Source organism: Pseudomonas sp. Eth.TT006 (assembly GCF_054456575.1).
The window spans coordinates 248,876-273,886 of sequence record NZ_JBTJEN010000005.1; the positions used below are offsets into that span (position 1 = coordinate 248,876).

A 25,011-nucleotide genomic window follows, 5' to 3' on the forward strand; every position below is an offset into this window, starting at 1 on the left:
TTCTGAAATTGACCCGTTTTGGTGCGTGCAAAACCTTCTGTATATTAACTGGTTAAACCTTGAGCAATTTCCGCTATAATCCGCGCCCCCCTTTTTCGGCTGGCCCTGCGCGCGCTGTTTTCATGAAACTAATCGTAAAAGTCTTCCCCGAGATCACCATCAAAAGCCGCCCTGTCCGGATGCGTTTCATCCGCCAGCTGGCCAAGAACATCCGCGCCGTGCTCCGCGATCTGGACCCGGCCGTGGTGGTGAACGGCGTGTGGGACAATCTCGAGCTGGAAACCCGCGTGACCGACCCCAAAGCCTTGAAAGAGATGGGTGAGCGCCTCACGTGTACGCCTGGCGTCGCGCATTTTCTGCAGATCGACGAGTACCCGCTGGGTGACTTCGACGACATCACCGAGAAGTGCAAACAGCACTACGGCGACGTACTGGCCGGGAAGATTTTTTCGGTGCGCTGCAAGCGTGCAGGCAAGCACCCGTTCAGTTCGATGGACGTCGAAAAATACGTCGGCAGCAAGCTGCGTCGTGAGTGCGGGGCGGCCGGAATCGACCTGAAAGCGCCGGAAATCGAAGTTCGCATCGAAGTTCGCGACCAACGGTTGTTTGTCATCCACAGCCAGCACAACGGCATCGGCGGTTACCCGCTCGGCGCCCTGGAGCAGACGCTGGTCCTGATGTCCGGCGGCTTTGACTCGACGGTCGCGGCCTACCAGATCATGCGTCGCGGGCTGATGGCGCATTTCTGCTTCTTCAATCTCGGCGGGCGTGCCCACGAACTGGGCGTGATGGAAGTCGCGCATTTCATCTGGAAGAAGTACGGCAGCTCGCAACGCGTGCTATTTGTCAGTGTTCCGTTCGAAGAAGTGTTGGGCGAAATTCTCGGCAAGGTCGATAACAGTCATATGGGCGTTGTGTTGAAGCGTATGATGTTGCGCGCGTCTTCCGCCATTGCCGAGCGCCTGCATATAGATGCACTGGTGACCGGCGAAGCGATATCTCAGGTGTCGAGCCAGACCTTGCCGAACCTGTCGGTGATCGACTGCGTGACCGACAAGCTGGTGCTGCGCCCGCTGATCGTCGCGCACAAGCAGGACATCATCGACACGGCCAACGAGATCGGCACCGCCGATTTCGCCCGGCACATGCCGGAATACTGCGGGGTCATTTCGGTCAATCCGAAGACCGCCGCCAAACGCCACCGCGTTGAGCACGAAGAGAAAGAATTCGACATGGCGGTCCTCGAGCGTGCGCTCGAAAACGCCAAACTGGTGCCGATCGATCGGGTGATCGACGAATTGGGCCAGGATTTGCAGATTGAAGAAGTCGGCGAAGCGCTGGCCGGTCAGATCGTCATCGACATCCGTCACCCGGATGCGGCCGAGGATGACCCGCTGGAACTCGCCGGCGTAGAAGTACAGACGATGCCGTTCTACGCAGTGAACGCTCGTTTCAAGGAGCTGGATCCGACTCGCCAGTACCTGCTGTATTGCGACAAAGGCGTGATGAGTCGCCTGCATGCTCACCATTTGCTCAGTGAGGGGCATGCCAATGTGCGCGTTTATCGACCGAGCTAAGTGCCCGGGGCTGTTTGCCTGTGGCCTGCGTCACCGGCCCCCCGACACCGCCGTCAAGCTGTAACGGCCATGCCGGACACTACTGTTAATCGCTGCCAAGACTTGTCAGCAAACCGAATCCTCTGATCGAGATACACAAGTGATCGAAAATCTACGTAACATCGCCATCATTGCCCACGTTGACCATGGTAAGACCACCCTGGTAGACAAACTCCTGCGTCAATCCGGCACTCTGGAGCGCAACGAGCTCAACGACGAGCGCGTGATGGACTCCAACGACCAGGAAAAAGAGCGCGGTATCACCATTCTGGCGAAAAACACCGCCATCAACTGGAACGGCTACCACATCAACATCGTGGACACCCCGGGCCACGCCGACTTCGGCGGCGAAGTTGAACGCGTAATGTCGATGGTTGACTCCGTTCTGCTGCTGGTTGACGCTCAAGACGGCCCTATGCCGCAAACCCGTTTCGTGACCAAGAAGGCTTTCGAAGCTGGCCTGCGTCCAATCGTGGTGATCAACAAGGTTGACCGTCCAGGCGCGCGTCCGGACTGGGTTCTGGACCAGATCTTCGACCTGTTCGACAACCTCGGTGCTACCGAAGAACAACTGGACTTCCAGGTTGTTTACGCTTCGGCCCTGAACGGTATTGCCGGTCTGGACCACACTGCCATGGGCGAAGACATGACTGCCCTGTACCAGGCAGTGGTTGACCACGTTCCGCCTCCGGCCGTTGACCGTGACGGTCCGTTCCAGATGCAGATCTCCGCTCTGGACTACAACAGCTTCCTGGGTGTTATCGGTGTTGGCCGTATCGCTCGTGGTCGCGTCAAGCCGAACACTCCGGTTGTCGCTATCAGCGCCGATGGCAAGCGCCGCAACGGTCGTATCCTGAAGCTGATGGGTCACCACGGTCTGCACCGCGTTGACGTTGAAGAAGCAGCAGCTGGCGACATCGTCTGCATCAGCGGCTTCGACGAGCTGTTCATCTCCGACACCCTGTGCGACATCAACACCGTCGAGGCGATGAAGCCGCTGACCGTTGACGAGCCAACCGTTTCCATGACCTTCCAGGTAAACGACTCGCCATTCTGCGGTAAAGAAGGCAAGTTCGTGACCTCGCGTAACATCAAGGATCGTCTGGACAAAGAGCTGCTGTACAACGTTGCACTGCGCGTTGAAGAAGGCGACTCGGCTGACAAGTTCAAGGTTTCCGGCCGTGGTGAGCTGCACCTCTCGGTACTGATCGAAACCATGCGTCGCGAAGGCTTCGAGCTGGCCCTGGGCCGTCCTGAAGTGATCATCCGTGAAGTTGACGGCGTGAAGCAGGAACCGTTCGAAAACGTGACCATCGACATCCCTGAAGAATCGCAGGGCAAGGTCATGGAAGAGATGGGTCTGCGTAAAGGCGACCTGAGCAACATGGTGCCGGATGGCAAGGGCCGTGTTCGTCTGGAATACAACATCCCTGCTCGCGGTCTGATCGGTTTCCGTAACCAGTTCCTGACCCTGACCAACGGTGCTGGCATCCTGACCTCGATCTTCGATCGTTACGCGCCAGTCAAGTCGGGCCACATGTCCGGCCGTCAGAACGGCGTTCTGGTTTCGGTTGAAACCGGCAAGGCGCTGACCTACTCGCTGGAAACCCTGCAGGCTCGTGGCAAGCTGTTCGTAGAACACGGCCAGGAGATCTACAACGGTCAGATCGTTGGTCAGAACAGCCGCGACAACGACCTGGGTGTGAACCCTACCAAAGGCAAGAAGCTCGACAACATGCGTGCTTCGGGTAAAGACGAAACCATCGCTCTGGTTCCACCTGTTCGTTTCACCCTGGAACAGGCTCTGGAATACATCCAGGAAGACGAGCTGTGCGAAGTCACTCCTAAGTCCATCCGTCTTCGCAAGAAGATCCTGGACGAAAGCGAGCGCACCCGCGCTGCCAAGAAAGCCAAGGCATAAGCTTTAGCCAAGGCTGAAAAAAACGCCCCCGGTCGCGAGACCGGGGGCGTTTTTGTTTGTCTGGGGGAAATGTGGGATCTCTTGAAGATCAAGAGCCCCTCACCCTAACCCTCTCCCGGAGGGAGAGGGGACTGATCGGGGGATATTCATGAGATGCACCGACTTGCAAGAATTCTGCTGAATCCATAATCGATTTTGTCCAGCTGTAGCGAATCCATAATCGACTGGGTGTTTCAAGTCGATGTATGGCACCAGACACCTCGGTCGGCTCCCTCTCCCTCCGGGAGAGGGCTGGGGTGAGGGTAAGCTTTTAGAACTTCTCGATCGCGCGGAAATTCTGCTCGCGCACCACTTCTTTCGGCTTGTACGCGCAATACCCCGGACGCGGTCCGATCTTCGGGTGGTTGCGGCAGGTGTCCGGGCGCTTGTCATAAATGGTGCACAGGCGGCTCTTACGATCCAGGTAGTAGCAATCGTTGTTGCTCATGCGCTGCAGGGTGAAGATCCCCGACTTCTGGTTGAAGCGCTCGACCAGGCCTTCCTTCTGCAGACGCTTGGCGATGTTCTTCGGCGGGTCGCCCAGCTCGAACTCGTCGACCACGCCGATGCGCACCAGGTCCTTGATCTTGACCTCGACCGGCAGGGTGCAGCAGCTGGAGACACAAGAGCCGCACATCGGGGCCGAATATTTGGCCCACGTATCGAGACGGTCGATCTCGGCGGCGGCAATCAGGTTGGGCTTCATCATCGGGTTACCAGGCGTATGCATCAGGGCGCGCGATCATACCGGGACTGGTGGATTTTTGAACAACCTTTCGCCAGATTTTTGCAGATGCCGCGCAATCGGCCACCAGTACGGCACGGCCCCTGCATTCATTAGCTCACTCGCCAAGGTAATGTCGGGCTATCTCACCGTCTGCGGAAAAACTGCCGAACCTGCGCCTCTACCGTCGGTCAGACCGTCTAGGCTCAGACAATTCCAGCTCGCTCGAGGTCTTATTGATGACTCAAGAACCACTTGTTCGCGAAGCAGAGGTGGCCGCATTCCGCGACGCCGTCCTGACCAAACTCACCTACGCGGTGGGCAAAGACCCGGATCACGCCTTCGACCATGACTGGTTCGAAGCCATTGCCCTGGCGGCGCGTGATCACATGGTCGAACACTGGATGGACCACACCCGGCAGATCTACCGCAAAGGCCAGAAACGGGTGTATTACCTCTCGCTGGAATTTCTCATCGGCCGTTTGCTCTACGACAGCCTGAGCAACCTCGGTCTGCTCGATGTCGCCCGTGAAGCGCTGACCGAACTCGGTGTTGATCTGGAGCGCATCCGCCTGCTGGAACCGGATGCGGCACTCGGCAACGGCGGCCTCGGCCGTCTGGCGGCGTGCTTCATGGAAAGCATGTCGACTCTCGGCATCGCCGGGCATGGCTACGGTATTCGTTACGAGCACGGCTTGTTCCGTCAGGCCATCGTCGACGGCTGGCAGCAGGAGCAGACCGAGCACTGGCTGGACTTCGGCAACCCGTGGGAGTTCGAGCGTCCGGAAGTGGTGTACAGCATCGGCTTCGGCGGCAGCGTGGAAACCGTCACCGATGCCAGCGGCAAAACCAAACAGGTCTGGTCGCCCGCAGAAACCGTGCGCGCGATTGCCTACGACACGCCGGTGGTCGGCTGGCGCGGGGCCAGCGTGAATACCTTGCGCCTGTGGCGCGCGCGGGCCATGGAAGATCTGCACCTGGAGCGCTTCAACGCCGGCGACCACTTGGGTGCAGTGGCTGAAGTAGCCCGCGCCGAAAGCATTTCCCGTGTGCTTTATCCGGCGGACAGCACCGAAGCCGGTCAGGAGCTGCGCCTGCGCCAGGAATACTTCTTCGTTGCCGCCTCGCTGCAGGATCTGCTGCGTCGCCATCGCAACATGCACACCTCGGTGCTGACCCTGGGCGATCACGCGGCGATTCAGCTCAACGACACTCACCCCTCGATTGCCGTCGCCGAGCTGATGCGGCAATTGGTCGACGTCTATGACGTGGCGTGGGATGCGGCATGGCAGGTCACGGTCGATACGCTTTCCTATACCAACCACACGCTGCTGCCCGAAGCGCTGGAAACCTGGCCGGTCGGCCTGATGGAACGCATGCTGCCGCGGCACATGCAGATCATCTATCTGATCAACGCCCAGCACATCGATTCGCTGCGGGCCAAGGGCATCCACGATTTCGACGTGCTGCGCGCGGTGTCGCTGATCGAAGAGGACAACGGGCGCCGGGTGCGTATGGGTAACCTCGCGTTCCTCGGTTCGCACAGTGTCAACGGTGTGTCCGGGTTGCACACGCAACTGATGCGCAAAACCGTGTTCGCCGAACTGCACAAGCTCTACCCGGAACGGATCAACAACAAAACCAACGGTATTACTTTCCGCCGCTGGCTGTTCCAGGCCAACTCCGAACTGACCTCAATGCTGGTCGATAACCTTGGCCCGGACGTGCTGGATAATCCCGAAGAACGCTTGGTCGATCTCGAACCGTTCGCCGAGAAAGCCACGTTCCGCAAAGCCTTCGCCGAGCAGCGTCTACATAGCAAAAAGGCCTTGGCTTACCTGATTCACGAGCGGCTGGGGATCGCGGTCAACCCGGCGGCGATGTTCGACGTGCAGGTCAAACGGATCCACGAATACAAACGCCAGTTGCTCAATTTGATGCACACGGTGGCGCTGTATCAGGCGATTCGCGCCGAGCCGGAAGTCGACTGGGTACCGCGGGTGAAGATCTTCGCCGGTAAAGCGGCGGCCAGTTATCACCAGGCCAAGCTGATCATCAAACTGACCAACGACATCGCCCGGGTGGTGAACAACGACCCGACCGTGCGTGGCCTGCTGAAAGTGGTATTCCTGCCCAACTACAACGTCAGCCTGGCCGAGAGCATCATCCCGGCGGCGGACTTGTCCGAGCAGATTTCCACGGCCGGTTTCGAAGCGTCGGGCACCAGTAACATGAAGTTCGGCCTCAACGGCGCACTGACCATCGGTACCCTCGACGGCGCCAACGTGGAAATGTGCGAGCGCATCGGCGCCGAGCACATGTTCATCTTCGGCCTCAGCGCGCAGCAGGTCGAAGCGCGCAAACAGAGCCACGAGTTCAGCGCCGCGCCGGACATCGCTGCGTCGAATCGCTTGAGCGACGTGCTGCAGGCGATCCGCAGCGGCGTGTTCTCGCCGGATGACACCTCGCGCTACACCGGACTGATCGATTCGCTGGTGGACTATGACCGCTTCCTGGTCTGCGCCGACTTCGATTCCTACTGGGAAGCGCAAAAACGCGTTGACGCGCATTGGCACGACTCCAACAACTGGTGGCGCTCGGCGGTGCTCAACACGGCGCGGATGGGCTGGTTCTCGTCCGACCGGACCATCCGCGAGTACGCCACCGATATCTGGAAGGCACTGGAGTAACTTTCCGCTCGGCTCGATATAATCGGCGCGCTGCAAAAGATCGCAGCCTTCGGCAACTCCTCCACGGGTTCTCAGATAACCCTGTAGGCGCTGCCGAAGGCTGCGATCTTTTTGGATCAGGCTGCGCTAATCTTCCCGGATTGGCCTTTGTGCTCAGGGATATCGACCATGCAATGGATGTTCATGTTGATCGGGCTGCTGCTCGGTTGGTTGCTCGACGAGTCGTTCAGCGACGCGCTGCTGGGGGCACTGCTCGGGCTGGTGATCGGGCAGACGCTGCGCATCGCTCGGCTTGGCTCGCAGGCGGCGGAGCAACAACGCCAACTTGAACAGACGAAGGAAGCGTTGCAGGGCGTCGCGCAGCGCCTGTATCTGCTGGAAGGCTCACCTTCTCATGCGGTGCCAGCGGCCAGCGCGGAACCGGTCAGCGAGCCGGCCGTCGAGCCCGTCGACCTGACTGAACCTGCGGCAGCGCCGGACCTGATCTGGGAACTGCCGCCCGAACTTGAACCGGTCACGACCGTCGCCAGCGAAACCAGCCAGCCGCTGCCGGCCGATGTCTGGCGTCTGGACGCGATCACTGACGAACCCACGACACCCAAGCAACCCGCCGAACCCCGTGGCCCGAACCTTATCGAGCGTGGCATCGGCGCAGCACGCAATTGGCTGTTCGGCGGCAACACCGTGCTGCGGGTGGGCGTGGTGCTGTTGTTCTTCGGTCTGGCCTTCCTGTTGCGCTACGCCACCGAAGGCATGGTGGTGCCGATCGAAGTGCGTTACGCCGGGGTCGCGGCAGCCGCGCTGGCCTTGTTGGCGCTGGGTTGGTGGCTGCGTCGACGCAACAGCAACTATGCGCTGATTCTGCAGGGCACCGGGATCGCGGTGCTGTACCTGACGGTGTTTGCGGCGATGCGCCTGCACCCGTTGCTCGACCCGTCCGCCGCGTTGGGCTTGTTGGTGGCGGTGACAGTGTTCTCAGCGATTCTTGCTATCACGCAGGATGCGCTGGGCTTGGCCGCCGCTGCCGCGTTGGGCGGGTTTGCCGCGCCGATTCTGACCTCGACCGGCGCCGGCAACCATGTCGCGCTGTTCAGTTATTTCGCCCTGCTCAATGCCGGCATTCTCGCCATCGCCTGGTTCAAGGCCTGGCGCCTGCTCAACCTGATCGGATTCGTCGGCACCTTCGGCATCGGTTTCGCCTGGGGACTGCGCTCTTATGCGCCTGAACTGCTGTGGAGCACCGAGCCGTTCCTGATTCTGTTCTTCCTGATATACCTGGCGATCGGTCTGCTGTTCGCCCGGCGCAAGTTGCTCGACATGCCCGATGCGCCGGCGGACGGCGAGCGCGAGGCGCTGCTGCAGTGGTCGGTGCGCAAGGGCGATTACGTCGACGGCACGATGCTGTTCGGCCCGCCGATCGTCGGTTTCGGTCTGCAGTTTGCGCTGGTCCAGCATCTGGAGTTCGCCGCCGCGTTCAGCGCGCTGGCGCTGGGCATGATCTACATGGCTCTGGCGCGGGCGTTGATGGGCGGGCGCGCGTTGTTGCTCGGCGAAACCTGTCTGGCGCTGGGAGTGATTTTTGCCAGTCTGGCGATCCCGCTCGGGCTTGATGCGCGCTGGACCTCGGCGGCCTGGGCAGTGGAGGGCGCGGGGATTTTCTGGCTCGGCCTGCGTCAGCAGCGACCGTTCGCCCGGGTGTTCGCCTTGCTGCTGCAACTGGGTTCGGCGCTGGCCTTCCTCAGTCAGTTGCGCGCGGGCGACAGCAGCTTGCTCGATGGCGCACCGCTGGGCGCGTTGATGCTTGGTCTCGCGCTGCTGTTCAGCTTCTATCAGTTGCGCAAAGCCTCGGCGGAGCAGGCCTCGCCGTGGGAGCGCCAAGGCCTGCCGGTGCTGGCGGCGCTCGGCCTGACGTTCCTGTATCTGTTGGCGCCGCTGTTCTTCCTGGTTCAAGCCACGGCGATCAGTTGGGCGCTGGCCGGGCTGCTGACGTTGTTCGTCGGCCTGCGCCTGCAGTCACGCACATTCCTGTTCACCGCGTTTGCCGTGCAGTTGCTCGGGGGGGCGTTGTTCCTGTTGCGTCTGCAAGGCGCGGCTGAAGATTCGGCGGCGGTGTTCAGCGCCGGCTGGAGCGGCTTGCTCAGCGCCTCGCTGATTGGTCTGGCATTGATTGCCGGCATGCTGCTGGCAGCGCGGGATGAGATGGTGCGCGGCGATGCGCGTCTGCTGCGCGGCTTGTCGGTGGTGCTGTTGGCCGGGTTGGTGCTGATCAATCTGGCGGTGCTGTTCGTGCTGCCGTGGCAAACCGCGAGCGCGGTGTGGGCGGCCAGCGGATTGCTGATCATCTGGCTGAGCCTGTACCTCCAGCAACGCGCGAGTTTCGTCTTCGGTCTGTTGTTGCAGTTGATCGGTGGCGCGGCGTTTTTGCTGGCCGGTGCCGAGTGGCTCGGGCCGCTGTCCAGCGAAGGTCTGCGACCGCTGGCCCATGGCGGCTTCTGGACGCCGCTGGTGTTGGGACTGGCGGCGCTGATCGGTGCCTGGCGTCTGCAATTGGGCAATCATCCTTCGGCGTTCGAGGCGCTGAGCTTGCAGCGCCTGTCAGAAGTGCTGCTGGTGTGGGGCGCCGGCTGGTGGGCACTGGCCTGGGTCAGCGAGGTGCTGCGCTTTGCGCCGCTGCAGCTGCAGGCGACGCTGTTGCTGCTGGTCGCCGCACTGAGCGTGGCGTTGTGGAGCGTGTTGTCGCTGCGCCTGAAATGGCCGGCGCTGGGCCTGCTCTGCACGTTGCTGATGCCGGCTGCGGGACTGGTGCTGCTAGCGGCGTGGCACGCGCGTTATCACCCGGCGGCGAATCTCGGCTGGCTGGCGTGGGCACTGGTGTTCGTTGTGCACTTCTTCAGCCTGCGCCGGCTGGCGCCGCTGCTGCCGGCGCGGGCCTTGAGCGCGGCGCACGTGCTCGGTTGCTGGCTGCTGATCGGCGTGCTGGCGCTGGAATTGCGCTATGGACTGCTGTTGCTGTCCGAGCAATACAACGCCTGGCGCTGGCTGGGCTGGGCGATTCTGCCGAGCCTGTATCTGTTGCTGGCGGCGGCACCGCGCAACTGGCCGTGGCCGGTGGCGGCATTCCCGCGCGAATACCGGTTGTACGCCGCCGCGCCGCTGGCAGTGCTGATGCTGGCGTGGTTCTGGCTGGCCAACGGCGTCAGTGACGGCAACGCCGAACCGCTGCCCTACGTGCCGCTGCTCAACCCGCTGGAACTGGGCCTGCTGTTCGCACTGTTCGGAGTTTATGTGTGGTCGCGCCATGCGGTGACCCAGTTTGCGCTGCGCAAGGATTACGCCGAGTACGCCACGCAACTGGTCGCCGGGGTTTCCCTGTTCGCGTTCTGCACCGCGCTGGTGACCCGTGCTGCGCATCATTGGGCGGGGATTCCGTTCGAGCTGGATCTGCTGCTCGAATCGATGCTGGTGCAGGCCGGCTTGTCCATTGTCTGGACGTTGATGGCGCTGGGCCTGATGATCGGCGGCCATCTGCGGCATCGGCGCGAAGTGTGGCTGATCGGCGCGGCGCTGATTGCGCTGGTGGTGGCGAAACTGGTTTTTGTCGAATTGAGCAACCGTGGCGGACTGGCGCGGATCGTCTCGTTTATCGGCGTCGGCGTATTGCTGCTGGTGGTGGGCTATTTTGCCCCGCTGCCGCCCAAGCGCGTCGACGCCGGACCGGCGGCGGACAAACCCGTCCCGGACACCGAAGGAGTTTCATCTTGAGTCGCATGCTGAATCTGGGGTGGTTGGCGCTGGGCGTGGTGATGGCTGCCGGCGCTTCGGAAAAACCGACGGACTTCGCCACGCAGGTGCCGCTGACGGTGAGTGGCAACGGCCCCTGGTATCGCCTCGAGCTGCCGTTGAGCGCGCAATTGCAGGCGCGCCAGACCGATCTGAGCGACCTGCGGGTGTTCAACGCCGCCGGCGAACCGCAAGCCTACGCGTTGGCCCGGGAATCGGCGCAGACCCGCGACGACGGTCAGTTGCATGAAGTGAAGTGGTTCCCGCTGTACAACGCCGCGGACGCCAGCGAGCGCGCGCCGAACGTGCGCGTGCAATCGACCACCAGCGGCACGCTGGTGGAAGTGCAGCCGTCCACGCAACTGGAGGCCGGCGAAGAAGTGCTGCGTGGCTGGCTGCTCGATGCCAGCGCGATCAAGGCGCCGCTGCAGCAACTGATCCTCGACTGGACCAGCGAGCGCGACGGCTTTCAGCGTTTCAGCATCGAAGCCAGTGATGACTTGCAGCATTGGCAGGCCTGGGGCGAAGGGCAGGTCGCGCGGCTGACCTTTTCCGACGAACGCATCGAACAGCATGAAGTGACGCTGCCGGGGCAGTCGGCGCGGTATTTGCGTCTGTTGTGGGACGCGCCGACGTCGGCGCCGACCCTGACCTCGGCCCAGCTGAAAAGCAGCGATCCGCGCAACGTGCCGCTGCCGCTGGTCTGGTCGCCAGCGTTGGCCGGCAGTAGCAGCAAGGCCGGGGAGTACACCTGGCAATTGCCGATGGGCCTGAACGTCGAGCGGGTGCAGATCGAGCTGAAGCAACCGAACAGCCTGGCGCCAGTCACGCTCGCCGGCCGCCGCGACAGCAGCCTGCCGTGGCAGACCGTCAGCAATGGTTTGCTGTATCGCCTGACCCAGAACGGGCAGGACGTGGTGCAGAACGAATTGCAGTTGTATGGGCAGACCCTGCAGCAGTTGAAGCTGACCGTGGATGAGCGTGGCGGCGGCCTCGGTGAACAGGCGCCGAGCCTCAAATACGCGGTACGCGCGACCCAGGTGATTTTCCTCGCGCGCGGCGAAGGGCCTTATCGCCTGGCGCTGGGCAATTCCACGGTGAAAACCGCGAACCTGCCACTGACCACGCTGATTCCGGATTTCAAACCGGAGAAACTGGCGACGCTGGGCAAGGCGACGGTTGAGGGTGAGGTGCTTGCAACGCAGGCGGCGCCGGCAACCACAACGGCAGTGGCCGAGACCAACTGGAAGAAGATCGGCTTGTGGGCGGTGTTGTTGCTCAGTGTGGTGTTTCTCGGGGCGATGGCGTTCAGCTTATTGCGCAAGCCTCCCGCCAATTCTTGAGAATGGCTGGCGCTGCGCGCCATTCGCTGGCAAGCCAGCTCCCACAGGGTTTTGAGTCGGACATGAATTTTGCGTACGACAACAATCACTGTGGGAGCTGGCTTGCCAGCGATGAGGTTCGTTCAGCCAACAAAAATCCTCAAGCTGCCCCTTCACTGCACCGCCACCCGTCCCGAACCGGTCTACGCTCAACCCACTGCCTGAACTCTCCACCGACAATCACGTCAGATGCAGGCAATTGCGCCCCAACGCACGTTACCCGGCGTCATCGCTCGCTACGTTTTCAGACTCCCTGTAAACTGCGCGGGTTTTTAGCCCCCCCATCCCACCGGAGCCGTCCATGTCCCGCGTTACCCTGAGTCGCTATTTGATTGAGCAGACCCGCAGCAATAACACTCCTGCCGATCTGCGCTTCCTGATCGAAGTGGTGGCGCGTGCCTGCAAAGAGATCAGCCACGCCGTGTCCAAAGGCGCCCTGGGTGGTGTTCTGGGCAGCATGGGCACTGAAAACGTCCAGGGCGAAGTGCAGAAGAAGCTCGACGTACTGTCGAACGAAATCCTGCTCGAAGCCAACGAATGGGGCGGTCACCTGGCCGGCATGGCGTCCGAAGAAATGGACAATGCCTACCAGATCCCGGGCAAATACCCGAAAGGCGCGTACCTGCTGGTATTCGACCCACTGGACGGCTCGTCGAACATCGACATCAACGCCCCGGTCGGCACCATCTTCTCGGTACTGCGTTGCCCGAACGAATACCTGAGCCAGAACGAAGCGCTGAACGAAAAAGCCTTCCTGCAGCCAGGCACCCAGCAAGTCGCTGCCGGTTACGCGATCTACGGCCCGCAGACCATGCTGGTGCTGACCCTCGGTGACGGCGTCAAAGGCTTCACCCTGGACCGCGAAATGGGCAGCTTCGTCCTGACCCACGAAGACATCACCATTCCTGAATCGACCCAGGAATTCGCCATCAACATGTCCAACCAGCGCCACTGGGAAGCCCCGGTACAACGCTACGTCAGCGAACTGCTGGCCGGCGAAGAAGGTCCGCTGAAGAAGAACTACAACATGCGCTGGGTTGCCGCGATGGTCGCCGACGTGCACCGCATCCTGACCCGTGGTGGCCTGTTCATGTACCCACGTGACAGCCGCGAGCCATCGAAGCCGGGCAAACTGCGTCTGATGTACGAAGCCAACCCGATGTCGTTCCTGGTGGAGCAGGCCGGCGGCGCGTCCACCGACGGTCACCAGCGCATCCTCGACATCAAGCCCGAAGGCCTGCACCAGCGCGTAGCGGTGTTCCTCGGTTCGAAAGAAGAAGTCGCCCGCGCCACGGCCTACCACAAGGAGTAAACCATGAGCGCGCCCTGGCAGCCGTTGCTCGATTGGTGGTTCGGACACGCCGAATCACCCGACGAGATTTCGGCTGACAAGGGCAAGTTATGGTTTGGCAAGCGTGACAGCCAGGACCTCGAAGCGCGTGAGCGTTTCGGGGTCCTTGTCGATCAGGCCCTGGCTGGCGAATTGACCGACTGGACGCAACGTCCCGAAGGTTGGCTGGCGCTGGTGCTGCTGCTCGATCAACTGCCGCGAATGATCTTTCGCGACTCTCCCAAAGCCTGGTCCGGTGATCTGCGCGCGCAGAAGCTTGTCGCCCAAGGCATTGCTGCGGACTTCGACCGGCAACTGAAGCCGATCCAGCGGGTCTTCATTTATCTGGTGTTCGAACACTGCGAAAACCTTGCAGCGCAAAATGAAGCGGTTTCACGCTTTATCGAGCTGGTGGCTGAACAGCCGCGAGCCAAGGTATTTGCCGATAATCTGGATTATGCCGAGCGGCATCGGAGCGTGATTGCGCGGTTTGGCCGGTTTCCGCATCGCAATGCGCTGTTGGGGCGGGAGTCGACGGCTGAGGAGCTGGAATTCCTTTCCCGGCCGGGTTCCAGATTCTAGATGTTCAGTGCGGTTGATGCCGCTTTCGCGAGCAAGCCCGCTCCCACAGTAGATTGTGGTGGAACACACATTGTGTGAACACCGAAGAACCCTGTGGGAGCGGGCTTGCCCGCGAAGAGGCCAGTGGCAGCGCCTTAAATCCTGAAACTGCCCACCAGCTGCTTCAACCGCGCCGCCTGCTGCTCCAGATCCGAGCAGGCGCGCAAGGTCGCCTGCAGGTTCTCCACGCCTTCCTGATTCAGCGTATTGATCTCGTTGATATCCACGTTGATCGACTCGACAACAGCGGTCTGCTCTTCGGTTGCAGTGGCCACCGACTGGTTCATGCCGTCGATCTCGCCGATGCGCTGGGTCACGCTGCCCAGGCGCTCGCCGGCCTGGTTGGCGATGCCGACGCTGCTTTCGCTCTCGCGCTGGCTCTCGGTCATGATGGTCACCGCCTGACGTGCGCCGACCTGCAGGTCTTCGATCATCTTCTGCACCTGCTGCGCCGAATCCTGGGTGCGGTGGGCGAGGTTGCGCACTTCGTCCGCCACCACGGCGAAACCACGTCCGGCTTCACCGGCGCGGGCGGCTTCGATCGCGGCGTTGAGGGCCAGCAAGTTGGTCTGCTGCGAGATGCTGGTGATCACTTCGAGAATCTGCCCGATGTTCACCGTATTGCTGTTGAGGGTTTCGATGTTGCTGCAGGAGTCGCTGATCTTCGCCGACAGTTGCTGCATGGCGACGATGGTTTTATCCACCACCTGCTGACCGTCGACCGCCAGGCTGCGCGCATCGCTGGAGTGCTGCGAGGCGAGGGCGGCGTTCTGCGCGATTTCCTGGGCGGCGGCGCCGAGCTGGTTGATCGCGGCAGCCACGCTGTTGGTGCGGCTGGATTGCTGGTCGGAGTTGTACATCGACGAGTTCGATGCAGCGACCACGCGCAGGGCGACTTCGTTGACCTGGCCGGTGGCCGAGGCCACTTCGCGGATCGAAGTGTGAATCCGTTCAACGAAGCGGTTGAACGAGGTACCCAGCGCACCGAATTCGTCGTTGCCGTGGATCTGCAGACGTTTGGTCAGATCGCCTTCACCTTCGGCGATGTCGTGCATCGCGCGGCCCATGGTCAGCAGCGGTTGCAGCAGCACGCGGATCAGCATGCCGAGCAGGGCGATGATGATTACCACGGCAATCACCATGGCGATCAGCGCCGAGGTGCGGAACTCGCTGAGCATCGAGAACGCGGTGTCCTTGTCCAGCACCAGCGCCACGTACCAGTCAGCCGACGGCACGCCGTTGACGCGGGTGAACGAGATCAGTTGGGTCTTGCCGTCGAACTCGACCTCTTTCAGGCCCGGGCTGACTTTCGGCGCGCCATTCGGGTAGGCCTCGGCGAGGGTCTTGAGCACCAGTTTGCTGTCCGGGTGAATCAGGATCTTGCCGTCGGCGCTGACAATAAACGCCTGGCCGTGACCACCAAAGTTCAGCGAGTTGATGATCGCGCTGACGCTGCTCAGGTCGATATCCGCCCCGGCCACGCCGATCATCTGCCCTTGACGCTGCACCGGGGTGGCGACGGTGATCACCAGTTTGCCCGACGAGGCGGCAATGTACGGTTCGGTGACGATGGTCTGCTGCGCGCTATTGGCCGCCTTGTACCAGCCGCGGGCGCGCGGGTCGTAGTCCGGCGCGCGGTTACCGGCGGGTACCGAGAACATCACGCCGTCGGTGCCACCGAAGTAGCTGAGCTGGAAATTGCCGGTGTAGGCGGGCAGGTCGATGATGCGTTTCAGGCTGGCGGGCGCGCTGCCATCCACGGCGACTTGCTGCGACAGAGATTGCAGCAACTGGATGCGGCTCTCCAGCCAGGTCTGGATGTTGCTGGTGGTCAGGCTGCCCAGTTCCTGCATCGTGGCTTCGGTGCTGCTGCTCAGGGCTTCGCGTTGTCGATAGTCGTTGAAGAAAATGAAACAGGCGAATGCAACGGCCACCACGAGGGCGGCAGCCAACAAGATCTTGTGGCTGAATTTCATGTTTCTGGTCATCGAATGAACTACCGCGAAGGGGCTGGTCGAGAAAGGGCGGCAATTTGCCACACTCGCTGGCTTTGCGCTGCTCTTATTTTTCGACCGTCGGGTGCCAAAGATTAGGCGGTTTGCGGGAAATGCGACGAAATGCGCAATAGCGGCGCAAGGTGGTTGATTTATCGGCAAATGCCCGACGGGCGGGTTAATAAATAGCCGCCAGCCCACGGAACCAGATAAGGGTTTTCTCTTCTAAGCTTCTGGTTGGCACCCTGCCATCCCCCTTCCGCTCCAGGAGTCACTTCATGTCGCTGCGATCTATCGCCGTTCTGACCTTTTGCGTGCTGTTGGCCGCTTGCAGCAAGGTCAATCAGGAAAACTACTCGAAGCTCTCGGCCGGCATGGCCAAGGCCGAAGTCGAGAACCTGCTCGGCAAGCCCACCGACTGTTCGGGCGCGCTCGGCATGTCCAGTTGCACCTGGGGCGATAAAAACAGCTTTATCAGCGTGCAGTACGCCGGTGACAAAGTGCTGATGTTTTCCGGCCAAGGCCTGAAGTAAACCGGGGCTTCGCGCCCACGGAGAAGAAAAAATGAAGCGGTTATTGTTTGTCCTTCTTGCCGGCCTGGTATTGGCCGGCTGCGCCAGTTCCGGCGTCGATCCTTTGGCTCCGAAGACGGTCAGCAGCGTCAATCTCAAGCGCTACCAGGGCACCTGGTATGAGCTGGCGCGGTTACCCATGTACTTTCAGCGCAATTGTGCCCAATCCGAAGCTCATTACGCGCTCCGGCCGGACGGCAATGTCGATGTGCTCAATCGCTGCCTGACCGCCGACTGGCAATGGGAAGAGGCCAAGGGCAAGGCTTATCCACAGGTGCCGGGCAAGACCGACAAATTGTGGGTCGAGTTCGATACCTGGTTCTCGCGGCTGATTCCCGGCGTGGCGAAGGGCGAATACTGGGTGCTGTACGTCAGCGATGACTACAAGACTGCCATCGTCGGCGACCCGAGCCGCAAGTACCTGTGGTTGCTGTCCCGCACGCCAACCGTCAACGGTGTGGTGCGTGAAGAGTTGCTGAGCAAGGCACGGCAGCAGGGGTACGACACCACCCGTCTGATCTGGCGCGCGACTGATCGGCAGATGGCCAAAACTTCTAATTAAGCATCACCGCAAAACCAATGTAGGAGTGAGCCTGCTCGCGATGGCGGTGTGTCAGACATAAATATGTGACTGACACACCGCCATCGCGAGCAGGCTCACTCCTACATTTTTGTTATATGTCAGCCTAAAAGATCGCGTAAGACCTGAGTGAACGCCCGCGCGCTTTGCTCTTCGCCGGCATGCCGGCCATCACGCACCACCCACTTACCGTTGACCAATACATCGCGCACCTGACGATCGCCGCCGGCGAACAACCAGCGATTCAGAATCCCGTCGCCACTTGCGGTGGCCAGGTACGGATCATTGCCATCGAGCACGATCCAGTCCGCGCGTTTGCCAACCTCCAGCGCGCCAATCGGTTGCCCCAACGCCTGGGCGCCGCCGTCCAGCGCCGCGTCATACAACGTGCGCCCGACCATCGGCTGCTCCGCGCCATACAAACGGTTACGCCGCTGATCGCGCAGACGCTGGCCGTATTCCAGCCAACGCAATTCCTCGACCACGCTGAGCGACACATGGCTGTCGGAACCGATGCCCATGCGCCCGCCCTGAGCGAGGAAATCCACCGCCGGGAAAATCCCGTCGCCGAGGTTGGCTTCCGTGGTCAGGCACAGGCCGGCAATCGCGCGACTGTTGGCCATCAACGTCACTTCTTCCGGGTTGGCGTGGGTCGCGTGGACCAGGCACCAGCGCTGATCGACCTCGGTGTTTTCGTAGAGCCACTGCAATGGACGCCGGCCGCTCCAGCTCAGGCAGTCATCGACTTCTTTCTGTTGTTCGGCGATGTGAATGTGCACCGGGCACTGCTTGTCGCTGGCTGCCAGCACTTCGTTGATCTGCTGCGGGGTGACCGCACGCAGCGAGTGAAAGCACAGACCCAGCGATTGCGCCTTTTGCTGCGCCAGCAAGGGCTGCAGGCGCGCTTGCAGGTTCAGGTAGTTTTCGCTGCTGTTGATAAAGCGGCGCTGGCCGTCGTTCGGCGTCTGACCGCCGAACCCCGAGTGGCTGTAGAGCACCGGCAACAGCGTCAGGCCGATGCCGCTATCAGTCGCCGCCTGGCTGATGCGCAACGCCAGTTCCGCCGGGTCGGCATACGGCTGACCGTTAAGGTCGTGGTGCACGTAATGGAATTCGGCGACCGAGGTGTAACCGGCCTTTAGCATTTCTATGTACAGCTGACGAGCGATCACCCCGAGCTGCTCCGGGCTGATCTTTCCGACCAGCCGATACATCAGATCGCGCCAGGTCCAGAAACTGTCGTTGGGATTGCAAGCTACTTCGGCCAGCCCGGCCATCGCGCGCTGGAACGCGTGCGAGTGCAGATTGGGCATGCCTGGCAGCAGCGGACCGCTCAGCCGTTCGGCGCCGTCTGCGGTGGAATCGGCCTGAATGTGGGTCAGCATGCCATCGGCGCTGACCTCAAGACGTACATTGTTGGCCCATCCGTTAGGCAGCAGTGCGCGTTCGGCAAAGAAGGCGGACATGGTTCAGCACCCCATCGTGTGTTATTTGTATATACATATACAGACGTTTGCCTGCCCGGTAAACTCCGGCAAGCTAGCCACTTTCATCAATGAACAGGGATTCACCGTGCCGACTCCGCCTCCAGTCTCTCCGTTGGCCGCGAACCTGGGCGACAGTCCGGCGCCCTTGTACGCCCGCGTCAAACAGATGATCACCCAGCAGATCGACAGCGGTAACTGGCCGCCGCACTACCGCGTGCCGTCGGAAAGCGAACTGGTCAGCCAACTCGGCTTCAGCCGCATGACCATCAACCGCGCACTGCGCGAGATGACCGCCGACGGTCTGCTGGTGCGCATGCAAGGTGTCGGTACGTTCGTCGCCGAACCGAAAAGCCAGTCCGCGCTGTTCGAAGTGCACAACATTGCCGATGAAATTGCCTCCCGCGGCCATCGCCACACCTGCCAGGTGATCACCCTCGAAGAAGAGGCGGCTGGTTCCGAGCGCGCACTGGCGCTGGACATGCGCGAAGGGCAGAAGGTTTTTCATTCGCTGATCGTGCATTACGAGAATGACATCCCGGTGCAAATCGAGGACCGCTTCGTCAACGCGCTGGTCGCCCCGGAATACCTCAAGCAGGATTTCACCCTGCAGACGCCTTATGCCTATCTCAACCAGGTCGCACCGCTGACTGAGGGCGAGCACGTGGTCGAAGCGATTCTCGCCGAGCCGTCCGAGTGCAAGTTGCTGCAGATCGAAAAAGGCGAGCCGTGCCTGCTGATCCGCCGTCGCACATGGTCGGGGCGTCAGCCCGTGACGGCGGCGCGGCTGATCCACCCAGGTTCCCGTCATCGTCTGGAAGGGCGCTTTCATAAATGAGCAGTGAAGTGAAAGTTTTACGCGCTGAGGGTTACCCGCGCATGCCATGGAAGAATGGCGGCGGCAGCACCGAAGAAATCACCCGTGACGCGGGTGCCGGCCTGGATGGCTTTGGCTGGCGCCTGTCGATTGCCGACATTGCCGAGTCCGGCGGTTTTTCGACCTTTGCCGGTTACCAGCGAGTGATCACCGTGCTGCAGGGGGATGGCATGACCCTGTGCGTCGATGGCGATGACACGCGCCCGCTGTTACCGCTCGACCCGTTCGCCTTCAGTGGCGAAAGCCAGGTGTCCTGCACTTTGCTCGGCGGGGCGATCCGCGATTTCAATCTGATTTACGCGCCGCAGCGCTACCGCGCACGGTTGCAGTGGCTGGACGGTGAACAGCGGTTTTTCAGTTCGGCTTCGACGGTGCTGGTATTCAGTGTCAGTGAGCAGCTTGCGGTAACAGTCGGTGACGATGTCGCGCGGCTAGGCCGACATGATTGCCTGCAACTGGACGGTAATGCCGGATTGGCTGAGATCGCCGTCACTGCTGCGTGCTGTGTGATCGAGCTGACCGCACGCTAACCTGAATCTGATAACACATCCTGTGGTGAGGGGATTTATCCCCGATGGGTCGCGAAGCGGCCCCGCTTTTGATTTCAAAGCAGGGGCCCGCTGCGCAGTCCATCGGGGATAAATCCCCTCGCCACAATTGCTTTCCAGTTCCTGTTTCCCTCAGCGCACCAACTTGTTACCGAACGCCCCAGCGTGGCGCAAAACCACGCTTTCGTAACAACCGCACACTCCCCGCAAATTCCCGCGCAAAAATTTTCACCCACGCCGCGACCCTTGTTTCAGGCGCTCTGCAGCCCTGTTCGCCATTTTTTTTGAACCGTTCTTCAGCGAGTTGGCCGCTTGATTGCATATGCTTGTATGTACAAGTAAAGACGTATGCGTATAAGTCCGCAGCGTCCACTGATTCGCTTGTCGCGCATTGAGGCGCGCAGGCTGCTTGCCCACTGCCAGGGTTGGTTTGAATTGATTGCTGAGGAGTCTTTTTCGTGACTGACACAAAACATACCAAGCACCGTGACGTCGAGATCCGCGCTGCCCGCGGCAACAAGCTGACCGCCAAGAGCTGGCTGACCGAAGCGCCGCTGCGCATGCTGATGAACAACCTCGACCCGGAAGTGGCCGAGAACCCGAAAGAACTGGTGGTCTACGGTGGTATCGGTCGCGCCGCGCGCAACTGGGAGTGCTACGACAAGATCGTCGAGAGCCTGACCAATCTGAACGACGACGAGACCCTGCTGGTGCAATCCGGCAAGCCGGTCGGCGTGTTCAAGACCCACAGCAATGCCCCGCGTGTGCTTATCGCCAACTCCAACCTGGTGCCGCACTGGGCGAGCTGGGAACACTTCAACGAACTCGACGCCAAAGGCCTGGCCATGTACGGCCAGATGACCGCCGGCAGCTGGATCTACATCGGCAGCCAAGGCATCGTCCAGGGCACCTACGAAACCTTCGTCGAAGCCGGTCGCCAGCACTACAACGACAACCTCAAGGGCAAGTGGGTGCTGACCGCCGGCCTCGGTGGCATGGGCGGCGCACAACCTCTGGCTGCAACCCTCGCTGGCGCCTGCTCGCTGAACATCGAATGCCAACAAGTCAGCATCGATTTCCGCCTGAAAAGCCGCTACGTCGACGAGCAGGCCAAAGACCTCGACGACGCTCTGGCGCGCATCGACAAATACACCAAAGAAGGCAAGGCGATCTCCATCGCGCTGCTGGGTAACGCCGCCGAAATTCTTCCGGAACTGGTCAAGCGCGGTGTGCGCCCGGACATGGTCACCGACCAGACCAGCGCCCACGATCCGCTCAACGGCTACCTGCCGGCCGGCTGGACCTGGGACGAGTACCGCGCCCGCGCCAAGACCGAACCGGCCGCGGTGATCAAAGCCGCCAAGCAGTCGATGGCGGTCCACGTCAAAGCGATGCTGGAGTTCCAGAAGCAAGGCATCCCGACCTTCGACTACGGCAACAACATCCGCCAGATGGCCCAGGAAGAAGGCGTCGAAAACGCTTTTGATTTCCCGGGTTTCGTACCGGCCTACATCCGTCCGCTGTTCTGCCGTGGCATCGGCCCGTTCCGCTGGGCGGCGCTGTCGGGTGATCCGCAAGACATTTACAAGACCGACGCCAAAGTCAAAGAGCTGATCCCGGACGACGCGCACCTGCACAACTGGCTGGACATGGCTCGCGAGCGCATCAGCTTCCAGGGTCTGCCAGCACGTATCTGCTGGGTCGGCCTGGGTCTGCGCGCCAAGCTCGGTCTGGCGTTCAACGAAATGGTGCGTAGCGGCGAGCTGTCGGCACCGATCGTGATCGGTCGCGACCACCTCGACTCCGGCTCGGTCGCCAGCCCGAACCGCGAAACCGAATCGATGCAGGACGGTTCCGACGCCGTGTCCGACTGGCCGTTGCTCAACGCTTTGCTCAACACCGCGAGCGGCGCGACCTGGGTTTCCCTGCACCACGGCGGCGGCGTCGGCATGGGCTTCTCGCAGCACTCGGGCATGGTGATTGTCTGCGACGGTACCGACGAAGCGGCCGAGCGCATTGCGCGGGTGCTGCACAACGACCCGGCCACCGGGGTCATGCGTCACGCCGATGCCGGTTACCAGATCGCCATCGATTGCGCGAAGGAGCAGGGCCTGAACCTGCCGATGATTACTGGCAAATAAACGCAGATCTGTGGGAAATGCTTTGGGTGGGAGTGGGCTTGCTCACGAAAGCGTTGGATCAGTCGGCACATGCTTCGAATGTGCCGACCCCTTCGCGAGCAAGCCCGCTCCCACCAAAAGCAGCCTACGCAAGACGTTCAGTGAACTCGAATAACAATCCACAGAGGTTGAATCATGGCAGGCAACACCGATCGTGCAGGCAACAAACCGTTGATCGAAAGGCGTTCGATCGACTACATCCCGGAAGCGGAAAGACACGGTCGTCTGTTCAGCCAGTTCACCCTGTGGATGGGGGCGAATCTGCAAATCACCGCGATTGTCACCGGGGCCCTGGCCGTGGTGCTGGGTGGTGATGTGTTCTGGTCGTTGATCGGTCTGTTGATCGGTCAGTTGCTGGGCGGCGGGGTGATGGCGCTGCATGCGGCGCAAGGGCCGAAGCTGGGCCTGCCGCAGATGATCTCCAGCCGGGTGCAGTTCGGCGTGTACGGTGCGGCGATCCCGATCGTGCTGGTGTGCCTGATGTACCTGGGTTTCACCGCCACCGGCACGGTGTTGTCCGGCCAGGCGCTAGGGCAGCTGTTCGGCGTCAGCGACACCGTCGGCATCCTGCTGTTTGCCAGTGTCATCGTGCTGGTCACGGTGCTCGGCTATCGGGTGATCCACTGGATCGGCCGGGTCGCCAGCGTGATCGGGGTGATTGCGTTTGTATACCTGTTCAGCCGTCTGCTGAGCCAGGTTGATGTCGGCGCATTGCTGCAGATTCGCCACTTCAGCTGGAGCAGCTTCCTGCTGGCGGTGTCGCTCGCGGCGTCCTGGCAGATCGCGTTCGGCCCGTACGTGGCGGACTATTCGCGGTACCTGCCGAGCAAGGTTTCCTCGGTGAAAACTTTCTTCGCTGCCGGTGCAGGCTCGGTCATCGGTGCCCAGGTGGCGATGGTGCTTGGCGTGTTCGCCGCGGCTTCGGCCAACGGCCAGTTCGCCGGGCATGAAGTAGCCTACATCGTCGGGCTCGGCGGCACTGGCGCGACGGCGGCGCTGCTGTACTTCAGCATCGCCTTCGGCAAGGTCACCATCTCGACGCTGAACTCCTACGGCAGCTTCATGTGCATCGCCACCATCATCAGCGGTTTCCGTGGACATCTGACGGTGTCGCGTATGCAGCGCCTGGTGTTCGTGCTGGTGATCGTCGGCGCGGCAACCCTGATCGCACTGCTCGGCCAGCATTCGTTCCTCGGTGCATTCAAGTCGTTCATCCTGTTCCTGCTGGCGTTCTTCACGCCATGGAGCGCGATCAACCTGGTCGACTACTACTGCATCACCCGCGAGCGCTATGACGTGCCGGCGCTGGCCGACCCGAACGGACGCTACGGCCGCTGGAACCTGCTGGGGATCAGCATCTATGTGTTCGGCGTGCTGGTGCAGCTGCCGTTCATCTCCACCAAGTTCTACACCGGCCCGCTGGTGGCCGCGCTCGGTGATGTGGATATCTCCTGGATCATCGGTCTGTTGCTGCCGGCTGCGCTGTATTACCTGTGCGCGAAAAAATGGCACGGCTCGGTGCCTGATCAACTGATTCTGCCGGTCGAGCAGAACAGCGTTGTACCACCTGAAAAAAGTGGGGCCATTCGCGCTGCGGCGCGGGCCTGATTGGACGTGGACAGGGCTGGATGCCTCTTGACTGCCGTAAGCCAATTCATGATTAGGAGCGTCGCAACAATGAAATCGAACAAGACCCTGCTCACCACATTGCTGTCCATGGGCCTGTTGGCCAGTGCCGGCGCCACCCAGGCGGCCGGCTGGTGCGAATCCGGCAAACCGGTGAAGTTCGCCGGCCTGAACTGGGAAAGCGGCATGCTGCTGACCGACGTGCTGCAAGTGGTGCTGGAAAAAGGTTATGACTGCAAGACCGACAGCCTGCCGGGCAACTCCATCACCATGGAGAACGCCCTGAGCAGCAACGATATTCAAGTGTTCGCCGAAGAGTGGGTCGGTCGCAGCGAGGTCTGGAACAAGGCCGAGAAAGCCGGCAAGGTTATCGGTGTCGGTGCGCCGATCGTCGGAGCTGTGGAAGGCTGGTATGTGCCGCGCTACGTGATCGAAGGCGATGCCAAACGCAAGATCGAGGCGAAAGCGCCGGACCTGAAAAACATTGCCGATCTGGGCAAATACGCCGCCATCTTCAAAGACGCCGAAGAGCCGTCCAAGGGCCGTTTCTACAACTGCCCGGCAGGCTGGACCTGCGAGCTGGACAACAGCGAAATGCTCAAAAGCTACGGTCTGGAAAACAGCTACACCAACTTCCGTCCGGGCACCGGCCCGGCGCTGGATGCGGCGGTGCTGTCGAGCTACAAGCGTGGCGAGCCGATCCTGTTCTACTACTGGTCGCCAACCCCGCTGATGGGCCAGATCGATGCGGTCAAACTCGAAGAGAAACCGGGCGTCGACAAGACCGTGAGCATCAAGGTCGGCCTGTCGAAAACCTTCCACGAACAAGCCCCGGAACTGGTGGCTGTGCTGGAAAAGGTCAACCTGCCGATCGACCTGCTGAACCAGAACCTGGGCCGCATGGCCAAGGAACGTATCGAGTCGCCGAAACTGGCGAAAATCTTCCTCAAGGAACATCCTGAGGTCTGGCACGCATGGGTCAGTGACGACGCAGCCAAGAAAATCGACGCGGCGCTGTAGGTCGATACCTCCCGGCCAACCGTGAGG

The 25,011-nt window shown here is 61.3% G+C and carries 17 protein-coding genes; 14 read left to right on the forward strand and 3 right to left on the reverse strand.

What is annotated here, in order from left to right; genetic code table 11:
• The first annotated feature begins 122 nt into the window (after positions 1-122).
• Positions 123-1,577, forward strand: coding sequence for a tRNA uracil 4-sulfurtransferase ThiI (thiI, locus tag ACXR0M_RS10705; protein WP_458831868.1), 1,455 nt, complete (start codon positions 123-125; stop codon positions 1,575-1,577).
• A gap of 139 nt (positions 1,578-1,716) precedes the next feature.
• The gene (gene typA / locus ACXR0M_RS10710; RefSeq protein ID WP_127648587.1) at positions 1,717-3,537 is read left to right on the forward strand and encodes a translational GTPase TypA; all 1,821 of its coding nucleotides are present in this window, start codon (positions 1,717-1,719) and stop codon (positions 3,535-3,537) included.
• 310 nt (positions 3,538-3,847) lie between these two features.
• Here the strand turns inward: typA and ACXR0M_RS10715 are convergent, their stop codons facing one another.
• Positions 3,848-4,285 (reverse strand): YkgJ family cysteine cluster protein, encoded by a 438-nt coding sequence (locus tag ACXR0M_RS10715; RefSeq protein ID WP_038359983.1) that lies wholly within the window; start codon positions 4,283-4,285, stop codon positions 3,848-3,850.
• A 254-nt stretch (positions 4,286-4,539) separates the two neighbouring features.
• On the opposite strand from ACXR0M_RS10715, the gene ACXR0M_RS10720 reads away from it, so the two are divergent.
• The 5 genes from ACXR0M_RS10720 to ACXR0M_RS10740 all read left to right on the forward strand — a co-directional run bounded on the left by ACXR0M_RS10720 (position 4,540) and on the right by ACXR0M_RS10740 (position 14,064).
• Positions 4,540-6,990: a glycogen/starch/alpha-glucan phosphorylase gene (locus tag ACXR0M_RS10720; protein WP_458831869.1), complete on the forward strand. Its 2,451-nt coding sequence runs from the start codon at positions 4,540-4,542 to the stop codon at positions 6,988-6,990.
• Positions 6,991-7,158: 168 nt separating this feature from the next.
• Entirely contained in the window at positions 7,159-10,752 is a 3,594-nt protein-coding gene (locus ACXR0M_RS10725) for a DUF2339 domain-containing protein (protein ID WP_458831870.1), read from the forward strand.
• Positions 10,749-12,113, forward strand: a complete 1,365-nt coding sequence (locus tag ACXR0M_RS10730) for a DUF3999 domain-containing protein (RefSeq protein ID WP_458831871.1) — start codon at positions 10,749-10,751, stop codon at positions 12,111-12,113. Before ACXR0M_RS10725 ends, ACXR0M_RS10730 begins: the two co-directional genes overlap by 4 nt.
• A gap of 340 nt (positions 12,114-12,453) precedes the next feature.
• A complete protein-coding gene (locus ACXR0M_RS10735; protein ID WP_042730856.1) occupies positions 12,454-13,464 on the forward strand; it encodes a class 1 fructose-bisphosphatase in 1,011 nt (336 codons plus the stop codon).
• 3 nt (positions 13,465-13,467) lie between these two features.
• Complete coding sequence (locus ACXR0M_RS10740) at positions 13,468-14,064, forward strand: DUF924 family protein (RefSeq protein WP_458831872.1); 597 nt, start codon at positions 13,468-13,470, stop codon at positions 14,062-14,064.
• Between the two features lie 134 nt (positions 14,065-14,198).
• Here ACXR0M_RS10740 and ACXR0M_RS10745 read toward each other — a convergent pair whose 3' ends face one another.
• On the reverse strand, positions 14,199-16,091 hold the full coding sequence (locus ACXR0M_RS10745; RefSeq protein ID WP_458831873.1) for a methyl-accepting chemotaxis protein: 1,893 nt from the start codon (positions 16,089-16,091) through the stop codon (positions 14,199-14,201).
• A 284-nt stretch (positions 16,092-16,375) separates the two neighbouring features.
• Between ACXR0M_RS10745 and ACXR0M_RS10750 the strand changes: the two genes are divergently transcribed.
• Positions 16,376-16,630 carry a hypothetical protein gene (locus ACXR0M_RS10750; RefSeq protein WP_458831874.1) on the forward strand — a complete coding sequence of 85 codons (255 nt, stop codon included), beginning with the start codon at positions 16,376-16,378 and terminating at the stop codon, positions 16,628-16,630.
• Positions 16,631-16,661: 31 nt separating this feature from the next.
• Positions 16,662-17,231, forward strand: a complete 570-nt coding sequence (locus ACXR0M_RS10755) for a lipocalin family protein (protein WP_458831875.1) — start codon at positions 16,662-16,664, stop codon at positions 17,229-17,231.
• Between the two features lie 119 nt (positions 17,232-17,350).
• Here ACXR0M_RS10755 and ACXR0M_RS10760 read toward each other — a convergent pair whose 3' ends face one another.
• Positions 17,351-18,715 carry a formimidoylglutamate deiminase gene (locus ACXR0M_RS10760; RefSeq protein WP_458831876.1) on the reverse strand — a complete coding sequence of 455 codons (1,365 nt, stop codon included), beginning with the start codon at positions 18,713-18,715 and terminating at the stop codon, positions 17,351-17,353.
• Positions 18,716-18,902: 187 nt separating this feature from the next.
• On the opposite strand from ACXR0M_RS10760, the gene hutC reads away from it, so the two are divergent.
• The 5 genes from hutC (at position 18,903) to ACXR0M_RS10785 (ending at position 24,984) form a co-directional block, all read left to right on the forward strand.
• A complete protein-coding gene (hutC, locus tag ACXR0M_RS10765) occupies positions 18,903-19,571 on the forward strand; it encodes a histidine utilization repressor (RefSeq protein WP_230679353.1) in 669 nt (222 codons plus the stop codon).
• Positions 19,568-20,140 (forward strand): HutD/Ves family protein, encoded by a 573-nt coding sequence (locus ACXR0M_RS10770; RefSeq protein ID WP_458831877.1) that lies wholly within the window; start codon positions 19,568-19,570, stop codon positions 20,138-20,140. The genes hutC and ACXR0M_RS10770 overlap by 4 nt, the downstream gene beginning before the upstream one ends.
• A gap of 476 nt (positions 20,141-20,616) precedes the next feature.
• Positions 20,617-22,299, forward strand: a complete 1,683-nt coding sequence (gene hutU / locus ACXR0M_RS10775) for a urocanate hydratase (protein WP_458831878.1) — start codon at positions 20,617-20,619, stop codon at positions 22,297-22,299.
• 174 nt (positions 22,300-22,473) lie between these two features.
• Positions 22,474-23,946: a purine-cytosine permease family protein gene (locus tag ACXR0M_RS10780; protein WP_458831879.1), complete on the forward strand. Its 1,473-nt coding sequence runs from the start codon at positions 22,474-22,476 to the stop codon at positions 23,944-23,946.
• Between the two features lie 69 nt (positions 23,947-24,015).
• On the forward strand, positions 24,016-24,984 hold the full coding sequence (locus tag ACXR0M_RS10785) for an ABC transporter substrate-binding protein (RefSeq protein ID WP_458831880.1): 969 nt from the start codon (positions 24,016-24,018) through the stop codon (positions 24,982-24,984).
• Positions 24,985-25,011 lie beyond the last annotated feature (27 nt).